General features: G+C 64.0%; 14 protein-coding genes. 4 read left to right on the top strand and 10 right to left on the bottom strand.

Annotation, left to right across the window (positions count from 1 at the left end):
• Positions 1 to 175 precede the first annotated feature (175 nt).
• Positions 176 to 1237, top strand: a complete 1062-nt coding sequence (locus ISS99_RS15665; RefSeq protein WP_204632505.1) for an NAD(P)-dependent alcohol dehydrogenase — start codon at positions 176 to 178, stop codon at positions 1235 to 1237.
• Positions 1238 to 1277: 40 nt separating this feature from the next.
• Here ISS99_RS15665 and ISS99_RS15660 read toward each other — a convergent pair whose 3' ends face one another.
• Positions 1278 to 2039: a YdcF family protein gene (locus tag ISS99_RS15660; protein WP_204632504.1), complete on the bottom strand. Its 762-nt coding sequence runs from the start codon at positions 2037 to 2039 to the stop codon at positions 1278 to 1280.
• 69 nt (positions 2040 to 2108) lie between these two features.
• Here ISS99_RS15660 and ISS99_RS15655 point away from each other — a divergent pair, with 69 nt between their 5' ends.
• Both ISS99_RS15655 and ISS99_RS15650 read left to right on the top strand, forming a co-directional pair.
• Positions 2109 to 2705: an IMPACT family protein gene (locus tag ISS99_RS15655; protein WP_204632503.1), complete on the top strand. Its 597-nt coding sequence runs from the start codon at positions 2109 to 2111 to the stop codon at positions 2703 to 2705.
• A 193-nt stretch (positions 2706 to 2898) separates the two neighbouring features.
• On the top strand, positions 2899 to 4671 hold the full coding sequence (locus tag ISS99_RS15650; RefSeq protein ID WP_204632502.1) for an ABC transporter transmembrane domain-containing protein: 1773 nt from the start codon (positions 2899 to 2901) through the stop codon (positions 4669 to 4671).
• A 188-nt stretch (positions 4672 to 4859) separates the two neighbouring features.
• On the opposite strand, the gene ISS99_RS15645 is transcribed toward ISS99_RS15650, so the two are convergent.
• The 7 genes from ISS99_RS15645 to ISS99_RS15615 all read right to left on the bottom strand — a co-directional run bounded on the left by ISS99_RS15645 (position 4860) and on the right by ISS99_RS15615 (position 11593).
• Positions 4860 to 5066: a cold-shock protein gene (locus ISS99_RS15645; RefSeq protein ID WP_204632501.1), complete on the bottom strand. Its 207-nt coding sequence runs from the start codon at positions 5064 to 5066 to the stop codon at positions 4860 to 4862.
• Positions 5067 to 5227: 161 nt separating this feature from the next.
• Complete coding sequence (locus tag ISS99_RS15640; protein WP_204632500.1) at positions 5228 to 5977, bottom strand: S-methyl-5'-thioinosine phosphorylase; 750 nt, start codon at positions 5975 to 5977, stop codon at positions 5228 to 5230.
• 49 nt (positions 5978 to 6026) lie between these two features.
• On the bottom strand, positions 6027 to 6584 hold the full coding sequence (locus ISS99_RS15635; RefSeq protein ID WP_204632499.1) for a hypoxanthine-guanine phosphoribosyltransferase: 558 nt from the start codon (positions 6582 to 6584) through the stop codon (positions 6027 to 6029).
• 9 nt (positions 6585 to 6593) lie between these two features.
• Positions 6594 to 7595 carry a beta-N-acetylhexosaminidase gene (gene nagZ, locus ISS99_RS15630; RefSeq protein WP_204632498.1) on the bottom strand — a complete coding sequence of 334 codons (1002 nt, stop codon included), beginning with the start codon at positions 7593 to 7595 and terminating at the stop codon, positions 6594 to 6596.
• Positions 7595 to 8134 (bottom strand): CYTH domain-containing protein, encoded by a 540-nt coding sequence (locus tag ISS99_RS15625; RefSeq protein ID WP_204632497.1) that lies wholly within the window; start codon positions 8132 to 8134, stop codon positions 7595 to 7597. The genes nagZ and ISS99_RS15625 overlap by 1 nt, the downstream gene beginning before the upstream one ends.
• 9 nt (positions 8135 to 8143) lie before the next feature.
• Complete coding sequence (gene rlmD / locus ISS99_RS15620) at positions 8144 to 9457, bottom strand: 23S rRNA (uracil(1939)-C(5))-methyltransferase RlmD (RefSeq protein ID WP_204632496.1); 1314 nt, start codon at positions 9455 to 9457, stop codon at positions 8144 to 8146.
• Positions 9458 to 9565: 108 nt separating this feature from the next.
• Positions 9566 to 11593: a DUF748 domain-containing protein gene (locus ISS99_RS15615; RefSeq protein WP_204632495.1), complete on the bottom strand. Its 2028-nt coding sequence runs from the start codon at positions 11591 to 11593 to the stop codon at positions 9566 to 9568.
• Positions 11594 to 11632: 39 nt separating this feature from the next.
• On the opposite strand from ISS99_RS15615, the gene ISS99_RS15610 reads away from it, so the two are divergent.
• On the top strand, positions 11633 to 12376 hold the full coding sequence (locus ISS99_RS15610; RefSeq protein WP_239537947.1) for a response regulator: 744 nt from the start codon (positions 11633 to 11635) through the stop codon (positions 12374 to 12376).
• Positions 12377 to 12381: 5 nt separating this feature from the next.
• Here ISS99_RS15610 and recO read toward each other — a convergent pair whose 3' ends face one another.
• Positions 12382 to 13092 (bottom strand): DNA repair protein RecO, encoded by a 711-nt coding sequence (gene recO / locus ISS99_RS15605; RefSeq protein WP_204632494.1) that lies wholly within the window; start codon positions 13090 to 13092, stop codon positions 12382 to 12384.
• Between the two features lie 30 nt (positions 13093 to 13122).
• On the bottom strand, positions 13123 to 14061 hold the full coding sequence (gene era / locus ISS99_RS15600) for a GTPase Era (RefSeq protein ID WP_204632493.1): 939 nt from the start codon (positions 14059 to 14061) through the stop codon (positions 13123 to 13125).
• Positions 14062 to 14145: the final 84 nt, after the last annotated feature.

Below are 14145 nucleotides of genomic sequence, written 5' to 3'. Positions count from 1 at the left end.
AATCAGGCTTTCCTGGGGAGCGGACAGCTTGCCTGTTCCTACGAATGATGGCGAGCCCCTTCGCAAGGGTTTGTAGGATCAGGCAAACATTTCGCAGGATTCGGCTACCCGGTTTTCGGGCGTGCTCCGCATACTTGTGGTGGTTTATCTCTCTCGTCCCCCCAAGGAGAAACACGTGACTCAGAGCATCCGTGGTTATGCCGCGCAATCCGCCACGACCCCGCTGGCTCCGCACCAGTTCGAGCGCCGCGATGCGCGTCCGGACGACGTGGTGGTGGACATCCTGTATTGCGGCGTGTGCCACTCCGATATCCACCAGGCCCGCAATGAGTGGGGCGGCAGCAAGTACCCGCTGGTGCCCGGACACGAAATCGTCGGCCGGGTCGCCTCGGTCGGCAGCAAAGTCACCGCCTTCAAGCCCGGCGACATGGTCGGCGTCGGCTGCATGGTCGACTCCTGCCAGCATTGCGACGCCTGCGCACAGGGCCTCGAGCAATACTGCAAGGAAGGCACCACCTTCACCTACAACAGCAACGATCGCCAAGACGGGCTGCGCACCTATGGCGGTTACTCCGAGCGCATCGTCGTGTCGGACAAATTTGTGCTGCGTATTCCCGAAGGCGTCGATCCCAAGGCGGCCGCACCGCTGCTTTGCGCCGGTATCACCACCTGGTCGCCTTTGCGCCATTGGAAGGTCGGCAAGGGTCAGAAGGTGGCGGTGATCGGCCTGGGCGGCCTGGGCCACATGGGTCTGAAATTCGCCAAGGCGATGGGCGCGGATGTCACCTTGTTCACCCGTTCCCCCGACAAGGAAGACGAAGCCCTCCGCCTGGGCGCCGACCACGTGGTGTTGTCCACTGATCCGAAGCAGATGCAGGCCGTCGCCGGACAGTTCGATTTCATCCTCGATACGGTGCCGCACCCGCACGATCTGAACCCCTATCTGGCCACGCTGAAGCTCAACGGCGTGCACGTACTGGTCGGGCTGGTCGAACCGATCGAGCCGCCGGTGCACGCGGGCGGACTGATCTTCGGTCGCCGCTCGATTGCCGGATCGCTGATCGGCGGTATTGCGGAGACCCAGGAAATGCTGGATTTCTGCGCCAAGCACAACGTCAACGCCGACGTGGAAATGATCAACATCCAGGACATCAACGAGGCTTATGCACGCATGCTCAAGAGCGACGTGCGCTATCGTTTCGTGATCGATCTGGCTTCGCTGAAAAACCAGGCGTAATGGTTTACCCCTCCCCGCTTCGCGGGGAGGGCTACGGCGCTCATGGCGCGCCGTAGCGGCTGGGCGGCGGTGCGTTCCAGCCCATCAAGTTGTAAAAGTGAAAAGTCATCACGCCGTAATACTCGTGCACGGCCAGATCGGTCAGCGCCAGATTCCAGGCGTTGGGCCGCGCGGTCATTTGCACGTCGAGGTAATCCCCGCGCACGGGAATGGGGTCCATGCCGAAGTGCGCGAAATACGTCAGCGCCCGATTCAAATGGGTCGCCGATGACACCAGCACGACCTGCTCCGGCCGGTAGTCCTTGAGTATCGGCTGCACGAACTGCGCGTTCTGCCAGGTGTTCAAGCTGCGCGATTCCAGCAACAGGTCGGAACGGTCTACCCCCATCGACACCAGCACGTTGCTGCCAGCCACCGCTTCGGCCAGGCCGTTGTGCAGAGGGTCGCCGCCACTGAGCACGATCTTGCACTCGTTGCCGCCCTGGCGACAGGCGCGGTAAAGCGCATAGGCCTCGATCAGGCGGCCGTTGGCGAACACGTGCGGCTCCACCTGCGGCGTGCCGACAACGTGCGCCGTGCCCGCGCCCAACATCACGATGGCATTGCGTTGCGCCCAGGCAATGGTCGGCCGGGTCGCATACGGGGCCTGCAGGTATTTCAGCAGCAGGGCCGGCAAGGGTCCGCAGCCGGCGGCGAAAAAAAGCACCAGGCCAAGCCCCCAAAACGTCCACTGGCAACGGCGCCAGCGCACTCGCCCGAACGCGAGCCCCAGTAGAAACAATGCCAGCAGCAGGATCAGCATGCCCATCCTTCCGATAAAAGTCCGCAGCGTAGCGTATCCAACTGCGTCACTTCGCTTACCCTGCATCCCGTGAAACCGATATCGCACACGCTCGCCACTACGGCCCGCCATCTGGAAGAGATCCGCAAAAGCCGCTTTCTGGCCCAGGCCGCGCCCGTGGAGTCGCCGCCGCAGGCACTGGCCTACATACAGGCGATAAGCGATACAACGGCTACGCACAACTGCTGGGCTTATCGGATCGGGCAGGATTACCGCTTCAATGACGATGGCGAACCCGGGGGCACCGCCGGCCGGCCGATCCTGCAAGCGATCGAAGGACAAGGGATCGATCGCGTCGTGGTGGTCGTGACGCGCTGGTACGGCGGCATCAAGCTCGGCGCTGGCGGACTGGCGCGCGCCTACGGGGGCACCGCGGCGGAATGCCTGCGACTCGCCGAACGCAAGCCGATCGTGCTCATGGCGCGGCTGGGCGTGCATTGCGACTTCGCCGACCTGGCACGCATGCAGGCACGCCTCAAGGAGCTGGGAGCGCAGATCGAACAGGAAAACTTCGATGCCGACGGCGTGACCTTGCAGTTGCGCCTGCCGCAGGATCTTCTGGCCGAGGCCAAGCTGCGCATTGTCGATATCAGCCGCGGCCGCAGCGAGGCTTACCCGCTCGAATAAAAGCGCACCGGCCATTGTGGCGGCGGCCCACCGGCATTGCATGCCATGACAAGTTTTGTGGCGCCGTGTACAGCCAGGTTGGTCCCCCTGGCAACCCGGCCCAGCCTGGGCAAGGTAATCTGCCCCGGTCAGGCAATTGAATCGCCTGGCGCAGGCCCCAACGTCGACTCGAACCTGCACACGGCGAGGACTCATGAGTACACCCCCGGCGAACGATCCCAAACCGCGCGGCCGCGTCGGCTCGCTGCGCCTGCTGTGGCCCTTCGTGAAACCGCACTGGCGCCTGGTCGTCGGGTGGCTGGTATTCCTGGGCATCTCTTCGGGCGCCACCCTGGTGTTGCCTACCGCGGTTCGCCACATGATCGACCACGGCTTCCGCAATTCCAGCGTCGCGGCCATCAACAGCAGTTTCCTGGGCCTGTTCATAGTGGCGCTGGTGATGGCCTTCGCCACCGCGTCGCGGTTCTACTGCATCAGCCTGCTGGGCGAGCGCTCGCTCGCGGCGATGCGTTCGAAACTCTATGCCCACGTCATACGGTTGGACGTCGGCTTCTTCGAGCGCAGCCGCGTCGGCGAACTGATCTCGCGCCTGGGCACGGACACCGAACTGGTGCAGACGCTGGTCGGATCGAGCATCTCGGTGGCGCTGCGCAGCGCGGTGATGCTGATCGGCGCAACGGCTGCGATGATCTGGACCAGCCCGCGCCTGGCCGGGTTGACTGGCTTGGTGATTCCGGCAGTGGTGCTGCCGATCCTGATCCTTGGGCGCCGCGTGCAGAAGCTTTCCCGCGCCAGCCAGGACCGGCTGGCCGATGCGGCCGCGATCGCCAACGAAACCTTGAATGCGGCGCCGTCGGTGAAGGCTTATGCGCGTGAAGAAATCGAGAGCGATCGCTATGCCAACTCGATTCTCCGCGCGCTGAGCACGGCGCGGCTGCGCATCGGCACGCGCGCAGGACTCACCGCGGCGGTCATGGCGCTGTTCTTTGGCGCCATCACCCTGGTGCTCTGGGTCGGTGCGCGCGATGCGCTTGCCGGCACCCTGGACGTCGGCGTGCTGGCTCAGTTCCTGGTGTACGCGATGCTGTCGGGCGGTTCGGTGGTGGGATTGTCCGAGGTTTGGGGCGACGTGCTGCGTGCCGCCGGCGCCATCGAGCGAATCAGCGAATTGTTGGGCGAAGAGGCCACGATTGCCGACCCGCCGCACCCGCGCACCCTGCCCCGGCCGGTGCGCGGCGCACTGCGTTTCGACGCTGTGGAATTTCGTTATCCCACCCGCCCGGATGCTGCGGCGCTGCACGATTTCAACCTGGATATCCGCCCTGGCGAAACGGTAGCCCTGGTCGGCCCCTCCGGCGCCGGCAAGAGTACGGTGTTTGCGCTGCTGCTACGTTTCTATGATCCTCAGCGCGGCCAGATCAGCTTCGATGGCATCGACCTGCGTGCGCTGACGTTGCCGGAGTTGCGCGGAGCGATTGCCCTGGTTCCGCAGGAGACGGTGATCTTCGGCGGTACCGCTGCCGACAACATTCGCTTCGGCAGGCAAAGCGCCACCGATGAAGAAGTGCGCTCAGCAGCCCATGCCGCCGAGGCGCACGACTTCATCCAACTCCTGCAGAGCAACTACGACGCGGAACTGGGCGAACGAGGCGTGCGGCTATCCGGCGGACAGCGGCAACGCATCGCCATTGCGCGCGCGATCCTGCGCGATGCGCCGCTGCTCTTGCTGGACGAAGCCACCTCGTCGCTGGATGCGCAATCCGAAGCCGCCATCCAGCAAGCGCTGGAGCGCCTGGAAAAAGGGCGCACCACGCTGGTGATCGCGCATCGCCTGGCCACTGTGCAACGCGCCGATCGCATCGTGGTGATGGACGGTGGACGGATCGTGGCCCAAGGCACGCACGAAAGCCTGCTGGCCGAAGATGGTTTGTATGCAGAGCTGGCTCGGTTGCAGTTTGTGGCTTGAGCGTAGTTCGCTGATCGCCGGAGAGGTGAGCGAGTGAAGCGCGCTTCGATGCTGCTCTTCGCAAGCGTGGCCCCTCACCTCAATCCTCTCCCCGGAGGGGAGAGGAGGCAAAGGCAAAGAGCGTGTTATTCAAAAGAAAAAGCCCCGCTTAGCGGGGCTTTTTCGGAACTGCATGCAACGGCGTGAAATTACTGAGCGAGCTCGACCCCGGAAGCCTGAGCTCCCTTCGGGCCGGTGGTCACTTCAAACTTAACACGCTGGCCTTCTTGCAGACTGCGGAAGCCCTTGGCGTTGATCGCCGAGAAGTGGACAAACACGTCCTCCCCACCGTCCTCGGGTGCGATAAAGCCAAAACCCTTGGCGTCGTTGAACCACTTGACCGTACCGAAACGCATTGCGTGAACCTCTGAATCTAAGGACTGGATGCACCAAGTCTCTGCGAGAACCACCTCTACCCCTAGGTCCGCCGCCCCTGGCACAGGGAAAGTATCTGCATGTTTTCAGGTAAAGCGCAATATGCGCCTGCGTCTGGTGGGATCTGGACCCGGCCTCTTGCTCAAGCTTTGAGCAGTTCGGCGAGGATCGGCGGCACCTCCGCGGTGGCCGCGGCCAGGTGGGCGAAGATTTCCTCGATGCTGATTTCCGCCTCGTCGCCGCAACCGGCGGCAAAGTTGGCGACCAGCGCCAGGCAGGCGTAATCCAGCTCCAGTTCGCGGGCCAGGGCGGCTTCTGGCATGCCGGTCATGCCGACCAGATCGCAGCCGTCGCGCTTCATGCGGGCGATTTCGGCACGGGTCTCCAGGCGCGGACCCTGCGTGGCGCCGTAGCAACCGCCATCAATCACGCTCACCCCTGCCCGTTTGGCCGCGGCAAGCAAGGCGGTGCGCAAGGAGGCGGTATAAGGTTCGCTGAAATCGATGTGCTTGACCTCGGCACCCTCCACGTCGCAAAAACTTGTGTAGCGCCCATGGGTGTAGTCGATGATCTGTTCGGGCACCACGATCACGCGCGGCCCCATGTCGTCGCGAATCCCGCCGACCGCATTCACGCCGATGACCCGGCGCGCTCCCAGGTGGTGCAGCGCCCACAGGTTGGCGCGGTAGTTCACCCGATGGGGCGCCACCGTGTGGCTCTCGCCGTGGCGGGCCAGGAAGGCAATGCGGCGCCCGGCAAAATCGCCGATCACCACGTCGCCGGACGCTTTGCCGAACGGCGTGTCGACGCTTTGCCTCACGGGATTTTCCAAACCCGGAAACTGGTAAAGGCCGCTGCCGCCGATGACGGCCAGATCGATCGATGAAGTCATGAGATGCCTGATGCCATAGCTGAGATGGAGCGATGTAGTTGGAAAAGACTTAGTCTTTGAGCGCGTAGATGGCCGGCAGGTTGCGGCCCTGCTCGTAGTAGTCCATGCCGTAGCCGAAGACATACCGATCCGGCAGCTCCACGCCGTTGAAGTCGCTGCGGATACCCTCGACGCAACGATCGTGCCGCTTGCAGCACAACGTGGCTACCAGCACGCGCTTGGCGCCGCGGCGCAGGCAATCGTCACGTACCGCCTTGAGCGTGTGGCCTTCATCGAGAATGTCGTCGACCAGCAGCACGGTGCGGCCTTGCATTGCAGCGACCGGCTCGCGCAGCCAATGCAGATCGCTACCTGCGGTAGCGCCGCGGTAACGCGTTGCATGCACGTAGTCGAATTCCAGGTCGGTGCAAATAGCCAGCGCCAGTTGCCCGCCGAACATCAGCGCACCGTTCATGACGGTGAGAAACACGGCGCGTTCGCCGTCGAGTGCGGCGTCGATCGCACGGCCCATGTCGGCGATGAGCGTATCCAGCTCTTCGCGCCCGAACAGCAGGTCGGCGCTGAGCAGCGCATCGGCCAAAGAGGGAGGTGCCTGGGTGGAAGTCATGGTGGTTCCTTAGTGATCCATTGCCGTGACGCGCGCGACAAAACGGTCGCGCTGCGGATTGTCGAGCAGGCCTGCCCAGGTCGCGCCGATGGCGCCCCGCAAACTGGCAACGCGTTGCATGCTGGCCGGCGAAGGTGACGGCATCGCGGCAATGGCCTCCTCCACGACCTCCGGAAAACAGGCCAGCACCAGGTCGCAACCGGCCGCGAGGTGGGCATGGATGCGCTCCCTGACACCGCCGGCGGTACCGGCCGCCGCCATGCTGATGTCGTCGCTGATCACCGCTCCCTGGAAATCCAATTCGCCGCGCAGGATGTCCTGGATCCAGCGCCGTGAATAACCCGCCGGCTGATCGTCCACGGCGGGGTAGATCACGTGGGCCATCATGATCGCGTCAGCGTGCGCGTGGAACGCTTCCACGAAGGGGCGCAGGTCGTTCTGGCGGATCTCCTCCAACGAGCGGGGATCGATGGCCTGGGCCTTGTGCGTATCCGCCGCCACCGAGCCATGCCCGGGAAAATGCTTGAGGACGGCGGCCATGCCGCCCAGGTGCATGCCGCGAACGTAGGCGTGCACGAGCTCGCCGGCAATCGCCGGATCGGCATGAAAGGCACGGGTGCCGATCGCCGCGTTGCCGCGGGCAAGGTCGGCCACCGGTGCGAAACTGAAATCGACGCCGCTGGCACGCAGCTCGCTGGACATCACCCACGCATGTTCCTCGGCCAGGCGCACGGCCTCGACCGGGTCGCGGTCGTAGACCTCGCCGATCTTCGTCAGCGCAGGCAGACGGGTGAACCCGTCGCGGAAACGTTGCACGGGGCCGCCTTCCTGATCGACGGCGAGCAGAAAATCTTCACCCGCCACGGCGCGGATGGATTCCACCAAGGCCAGCAGTTGTTCGCGGCTGGCGTAATTGCGCGAGAAAAAGATCACGCCGGCTACGCCCGGGGCGGTCAGCCAAGCCGCTTCACGGGGTTGCAACTCGGTGCCGGCAATACCTATCAACAACATCAGACGTGCTCTCCGGAAACAGGCCGTGCGTCGGCTGCCGCACGTTCGGCGTCGCTCCACCGGGCAAACGGATGGTCGATCAGATTGACGTTGTAGTAGCGCACCAGATCGCTGACTTCGCGCCCCAGCCACACAGGACGCGGAAACGCTGCATCGGCGGCAGGCAACTCGATTTCGGCAACGATCAGGCCGTGGTTGTGCCCGTGGAATTCGTCGATCTCGAACAGCCAGCCATCGACCTCGACGTGATGGCGGGTCTTTTCCAGCACGCCGTCGCACAGTGTCGCCAGCATCGTTTGCGCATCGGCCAGCGGCAAGGGCAGCTCGTATTCGGCACGGGATACGCCCAGCTCCACCGATTTGATGTTGAGCCATGCCTGCTCGCCGCTGATGCGCACGCGCACCGATGCCCGCGCGGTTCCGTCGCGCAAGGCGCGAACATCGACCAGATAACCCTGGGCGATAGGCTTGCTGCCCGTAACGGCTGCCCGCCAGGTGTCGTCGGCGAGCAGAAACTTGCGTTCGATCTCGATACCCATCGGCGGATGTTACCTGCGTTCGAACAGGGCGATGGATTCGACGTGTGCCGTGTGCGGAAACATGTCCATCACACCCGCCGAAACCAGGCGGAATCCGTGCCGGTTGACCAGGATGCCGGCATCGCGCGCCAGCGAGGCGGGATGGCACGACACGTAGACGATGCGCCGGGTCTCTGCGTGCGGCAAATACTCCAGCACCTTGTCTGCGCCGGCACGCGGCGGGTCGAGCAGCAGCTTGTCCCAGGGTTTGCGCGCCCAATCGGTGCCGCGCTGGTCCTCGAACAAGTTGGCGACGTGGAAGTGCGCATTGGCGATGCCGTTGCGCGCTGCATTCTCGGCCGCACGCGCCACCAGGCCGTGCTCGCCTTCGACGCCCGTCACTTCGGCTACCCGGCGCGCCAGCGGCAGGGTGAAGTTGCCCAGCCCGCAGAAGAGATCGAGCACGCGATCCTGCCGTTGCGGGTCGAGCAATTGCAGCGCGTGCGCCATCATGCGCCGATTCATGCCGGCGTTGACCTGCACGAAATCGAGCGGCTGGAATTCGAGTTCGACATCATCGATGCCCTCGCCCGCCGGAATGCGAAATGCGAGCCGAGGATGCTCGGGCCACAGCGGATGCACGCTGCTGATGCCACCGGGCTGAAGATAGATGGCAAAGCCGTGTTCCTGCGCAAACGCGATCAGCTTGGCGCGATCGCCTTCGCTCAAGGGTTTCAGGTGGCGAAACACCAGGGCGATGGTGTCGTCGCCGGCGGCAAACTCGATCTGCGCAATATCGGCCGCCGCATCCATGCCGCCCACCAGTTCGCCGAGCAGGCCGATCTTCGGGCCAAGCGCCGGATGCACGACGTCGCAATGGATGATGTCGGCAACGAAGCGCGGATTGCTTTCTTCGCGGAAGCCCACCAGCACGCGCCCTTTCTTGGCCACCGCGCGCACCGACAGACGGCCTTTGCGGCGGTAGCCCCAGGCATCGTCGGTCAGCGGCGGCAACCAGCTTTCCGGTTCCACCTTGCCGATGCGCGTGAAGTTGTCCACCAGCACGCGCTGCTTGGCTTCGATCTGCGCCTGCGCATCCAGGTGCTGCAGCGAGCAGCCGCCGCATTGGCCGAAATGGCGGCAACGCGGTTCCACCCGGTGCGGGGAACGGGTGATCACCTCGATGGTTTCCGCTTCGTCGAAATTGCGGTGGCGCTTGCGGATTTTCATCCGCACCTGCTCGCCGAGCAGCGCTCCGGCGACAAATACCGTCTTGCCGTCGATGCGGGCCACACCCCGGCCGTCGTGACTCAAATCGGTGATGGGGGCTTCGAACTCGTTCATCGGCACTCTTGGAAAACGTGAAGCCCGGATCGGCCGACCCGGGCGGAGGAAAGTTTGGAATCGGGCGAAACGAGCCCGGCCACGCATGATACCAGCGGCCGGCGGGGCCTACCGCTCAGTGACCGCCCCCTGGGAGGCCGCTTTCAGGCGATGGACCAGGACCGGCCATTCCACCCGCGTCTGTTCGCCCACCACGTGCAGATAGGGCAAGCCGCTCCCCTCGACAATGGTGTAGTTGCTGGCGTCGCCGTTATCCAGGCCGCTGAGGTTGCATACGCCATTTTGCAGACTGGCGTTGATGCCCATGCGCTTGTAATTGAGGCTGTTCTTGAACAGCTTCAGCACCGCGCCCTGCAAGCCGCTCGCCGGCGCACCGCCGGTGATGACGGAAAGATTGTTGGCGGCGCGCAGACTGATGCGCCCACCGGCCTGGGCCAACAGGGACGCCTTGAAGGCGAGCGGGTTGCCGCCGGCCAGTTGCAGGTCCTCGATGGAGCCGTCCAGCCATCCGCTCATGCTGCCGAAATTGAACGTATCGGCCAGCGGGGCCAGGTCCAGGTGATGCAGGCTGATGTCCGCTCCTACGACCGGGACGACGCCGAAAGGTTGTTCGACGGACAGGTGATTGATCGCAACGGAGCCATCGAAGGCCTGGATGGCCAGCTCGCCTTCCAACGCGTAGTGGCCGTCCAGCCATTGCATCGAAGAAATATTGCCGCCGAGCCGGCCGGGGAACGGGGTCCAACCCATGCTTTGTGCCAGTGCAGCCACATCCACATTGGACAGGTTTGCCGCCAGATCGACACGTTCCGCCTTCGCGGCCGCCGGCCGCCACGCGAAGCTCGCGACGCGCATCTGCCCCTTGAGCAGCGGGATCTCGAGCGGCGATTGCAGACTCAAGGCACCGCCGTGGCTACGCCAGCGAGTCTGCTCTGCACCGATGCCGAACTGGCGCAGCACCAGTTGATTCCAACCCAGGATCGTTACCGGCCGGTCGCCTTGGGCCGACCAATCGACATCGCCGTGCACGCCATCGGCCTGCCAATGCCCGCCGCCATCGGCAAGGTCGAGTCCGTCAGTGTGGAACGCAAAGCTGTGCAAGGCGTCGGCAGCGTAGTCGACGTGCCCCTCGACCTGCCCCGCGACACGAAGATTGGGCGCAGCGGCGCTATCGAGCCAGGGCTGACCGTAACGATCGTAGGCTGCCGGGAAGCGGGCCTGGAAATGATCCAGCCGGATTTTTTGCAAACGGCCTTTGGCATCGATGGAAAGCGAGCCGTCCAGTTGCATGGCGTCGACATCGTCCATGCGCAAATGGCTGATGGTCAGGCCGCCCTTCTCCACGTTGGCACCCAGATCGAACACCACATCGTGCGCAGGAAGCCGCGCCAGCACCGGACCTAGCTGCAACTGGCCGCCGTGCACGCCGCCGTTGAGCGCAAGCTGGGCGGGATGGCCGGTGGCGTCGAGCGAGAAACGAGCGTGACCGACGAGATCCTCTCCGCCCGGATTGCCTGATGGGGTGAGGAACTTGAGATCCGCAACCGTAAAATCGCCGGACGACTGATAGCCCTCTCCACGCATGTCCAGCGCAAGATCCGCATCGAGCTTTCCACCCGTAATGTGTCCGGGCCACGACGCGCTCAATATCCCCTGCAGCCAGGCGGCGGGGAGATTGCGCAAGTTGATCTGCGCATGGCTGGGCTGATCGAGCGGGAAAGCCGTGTTGATCAGCGTTGGCCCCTGGTTGGTGTTGATCGCCAGGGTATTGGCCGAGGCGTCCACCACCAGGCTCACGACGGCATTGCTCAATGCCCCGCCGGGCGCGCCGCTCAATTGCACCTTGCCATCGAACATCCAGCGCATCTGCGCGTCGCGGTGCAGGTTGCCCTCTAACGTGAGCCCTACGTGCCGCCAGCCAAAGACCGGAATGTCCGCCTTGGCTGCCTGCAAGGTAATCTGCAACGTATCGGGAGTGGCACCAGGGGCCAGCCGTGCCCGCACGTCCTGCAGGCTGACACCGGACACGTCGACCCGCTTGGCTGCCAGCACGGTATCCGCCCACGCGGGCATCGCCCCGAAGAGGCCGCAAAGCACACACATGCACAGCAGCAGGCGGAGGGGAGCACACATCATGTACGCCCATTCTGCCAAACTCAGCTGAACGATACGGACATGAAACGCATGCAGGGACTATCCAGCCCCCCCTCTGATCGTTTATCAGCGCCCCGGGTCCTGGTAGCCGATGACGATGAAACCAGCCTCTGCTTCCTGGGCGATGCGCTGCATCGGCTCGGCGCCATCGTCACACTGAGTCCGGATGGCAGCTCCGCCCTTGACCGCGCACGCAGCGAAATATTTGATTTATTGATACTCGATTGCCGCATGCCGGGCGGCGATGCCGAAAGCGTGCTGAGGGATTTGCGCAATACCCATGAAGCACATTCGGTCTGCGCCCCCGCCGTGGCCAGCAGCGCGGAAATCGACGCACAGGCTAGACGGAGGTTGCTCGCTGCCGGCTTTCATGCCGTGCTGCTGAAACCCTGCACATTGAGCGACCTGAGAGACATCCTCGCCCTGGCGGTGACGGACAGGCAGAAGCTGCCCTTGCTGGATGATGGGCAGGCGCTGAGTGCAGGTGGCTCGCCGGCCGTCGTGCAAGCCTTGCGCGGCCTGTTCTACCAGGAACTGATAACTATCGACCGGGAACTGGAAACGTTGTGCCAGGACGCCAAGACACTGGAAGCACGCCTGCACAAGCTGCGGTCATCCTGCGGCTTTTGCGGTGCCATCTCGTTGGGCGAGCACGCGGCATCGTTGCAGCAGCACCTGAAACTCTCGCATCAGGGGGCGATGCTGCCCTTGGGGGAGTTTCGCCAATCGCTGCGGCAGACCATCCAGGCGCTAGGCACGCCTTGATGGCGTCATCGTCGCGTGAGCGCTCCGCGCAGAACGCGCCATGCACGCAGTTCTATGCCACCCAGGTGAAAACGAATCAGCTCGCGCATCATGCCGCGCAATGCATGCAAGCCCTGCGCGTCGGGCATGGCATCCCGCTGCAGCGACAACAGATCGCCCCCGCGCACGGCGTGGGGTTCGGGCACGCGACAACGCACGGGACCATGCTCGGGGCGGTAGACATACAAAGACTCGGCCTGTAGCGGCTCGCCCAGGTCCGCATCCTCTTCGAGCTGCAGCGCATAGCCCAATGCCGCGAGCAGGTCGCGCTCGAAACGGCGCAACTGCCACGCCAGCGGCGGCTGCCCGGCCATGCGCTCGAGAGCCCGCGCATAGGCGGCATACAGTGATGGGTGCGGATCCTGGCGTTCGGTCAGGCGCACGACCAGCTCGTTGACATACAAGCCAGCCAGGCCGGCATCTCCGGACAAACGCTGCGCCGGGCCCGCCGGCTCGGCGGTCCGCAAGGTAGCCAATTCGCCGCGAAGCTGCAGGTCCAGCAGCAGCGGCTGGAAGGGCTCGAGTTGTGAGCGCAGCATGCGGCCGCGCTCACTGCGCACGCCACGCGCCACGACGCCCAGGCGGCCGTGGTCGCGGGTAAAGCATTCAAGCAGTAGCGAGGTTTCCCGATACGGCCGGCTGTGCAGCACGAAGGCAGGTTGTTGCTCGATCAGCATCCTGGTGCCTTTCCCTGCCGGGCTCAGGTATCAGTCGGTATAGCCGAACTGCTTGAGCATGGACTCGTCGTCCACCCAGCCTTCACGCACCTTGACCCACAGGCGCAGGAAGACTTTGCGGTCGAACATCTTTTCCATGTGCCGGCGCGCGGCAGTTCCAATGGCCTTTAGCTGCTCCCCGCCCTGCCCGATGACGATGGCTTTTTGCCCATCGCGCTCGACCCAGATCACGGCGTGGATCTCGGCCACGCCATCCTCGCGATCCTTGAACTGCTCGATTTCGACCGTCGTGGCATAGGGCAACTCCTGGTCGAGCCGCAGCATCAATTGCTCGCGCACCATTTCGGCGGCCAGGAAGCGTTCGCTGCGGTCGGTGATTTCGTCTTCGCCGAAGATCGGCGCACGCACCGGCAGGCGGGACAGAATGTCCTTGGTCAGCGATTCCAGACCCTTGCGCTTCAACGCACTGATGTAATGCACGGATTCGAAGCTGTGCTTTTCGCACAACTCCGCGACGAAGGGCAGCATGGTGGACTTGTCTTTGCTGAGGTCCACCTTGTTGATGACCAGCAGCCGGGGAACGTTCTGCTCGGCCAGGGCTTCGTAAAGCGCCTGATCCTCATCGGTCCAGCGGCCAGCTTCGATCACCTGCACGGCCAGCTCAACCTCGCTGATGGCCGAGCGCACCGCGCGATTGAGGCTGCGGTTCATCGCACGCTTGGCGCCGCGATGCAGACCCGGCGTGTCGACGTAAAGAACCTGCCCGGCCTCGCTGGTGGCAATGCCGAGAATGCGGTGGCGCGTGGTCTGCGGCCGTGGGCTGACGATGGACAGGCGAAAGCCGATCAGCGCATTGAGCAAGGTCGACTTGCCGACGTTCGGGCGGCCAGCCAGTGCTACGAAACCGCATCGGAAATCCGGATGGGGCAGTTCGTTTTGGGCGATGTCATCGTCGCGTTCGTCGTTCATGGCACGCAATACTCTTTATAGATACTTTTTGTAGGCGGGTATAAGCATGGCTCCGCACACCGGCGAACGCCACTGATTTAAACA

This window comes from Dyella mobilis (assembly GCF_016904945.1).
GTDB classification, from domain to species: domain Bacteria; phylum Pseudomonadota; class Gammaproteobacteria; order Xanthomonadales; family Rhodanobacteraceae; genus Dyella_B; species Dyella_B mobilis.
The sequence above is the reverse complement of the archived record's forward strand: the minus strand, read 5'-3'. Positions and strand labels throughout refer to the sequence as shown.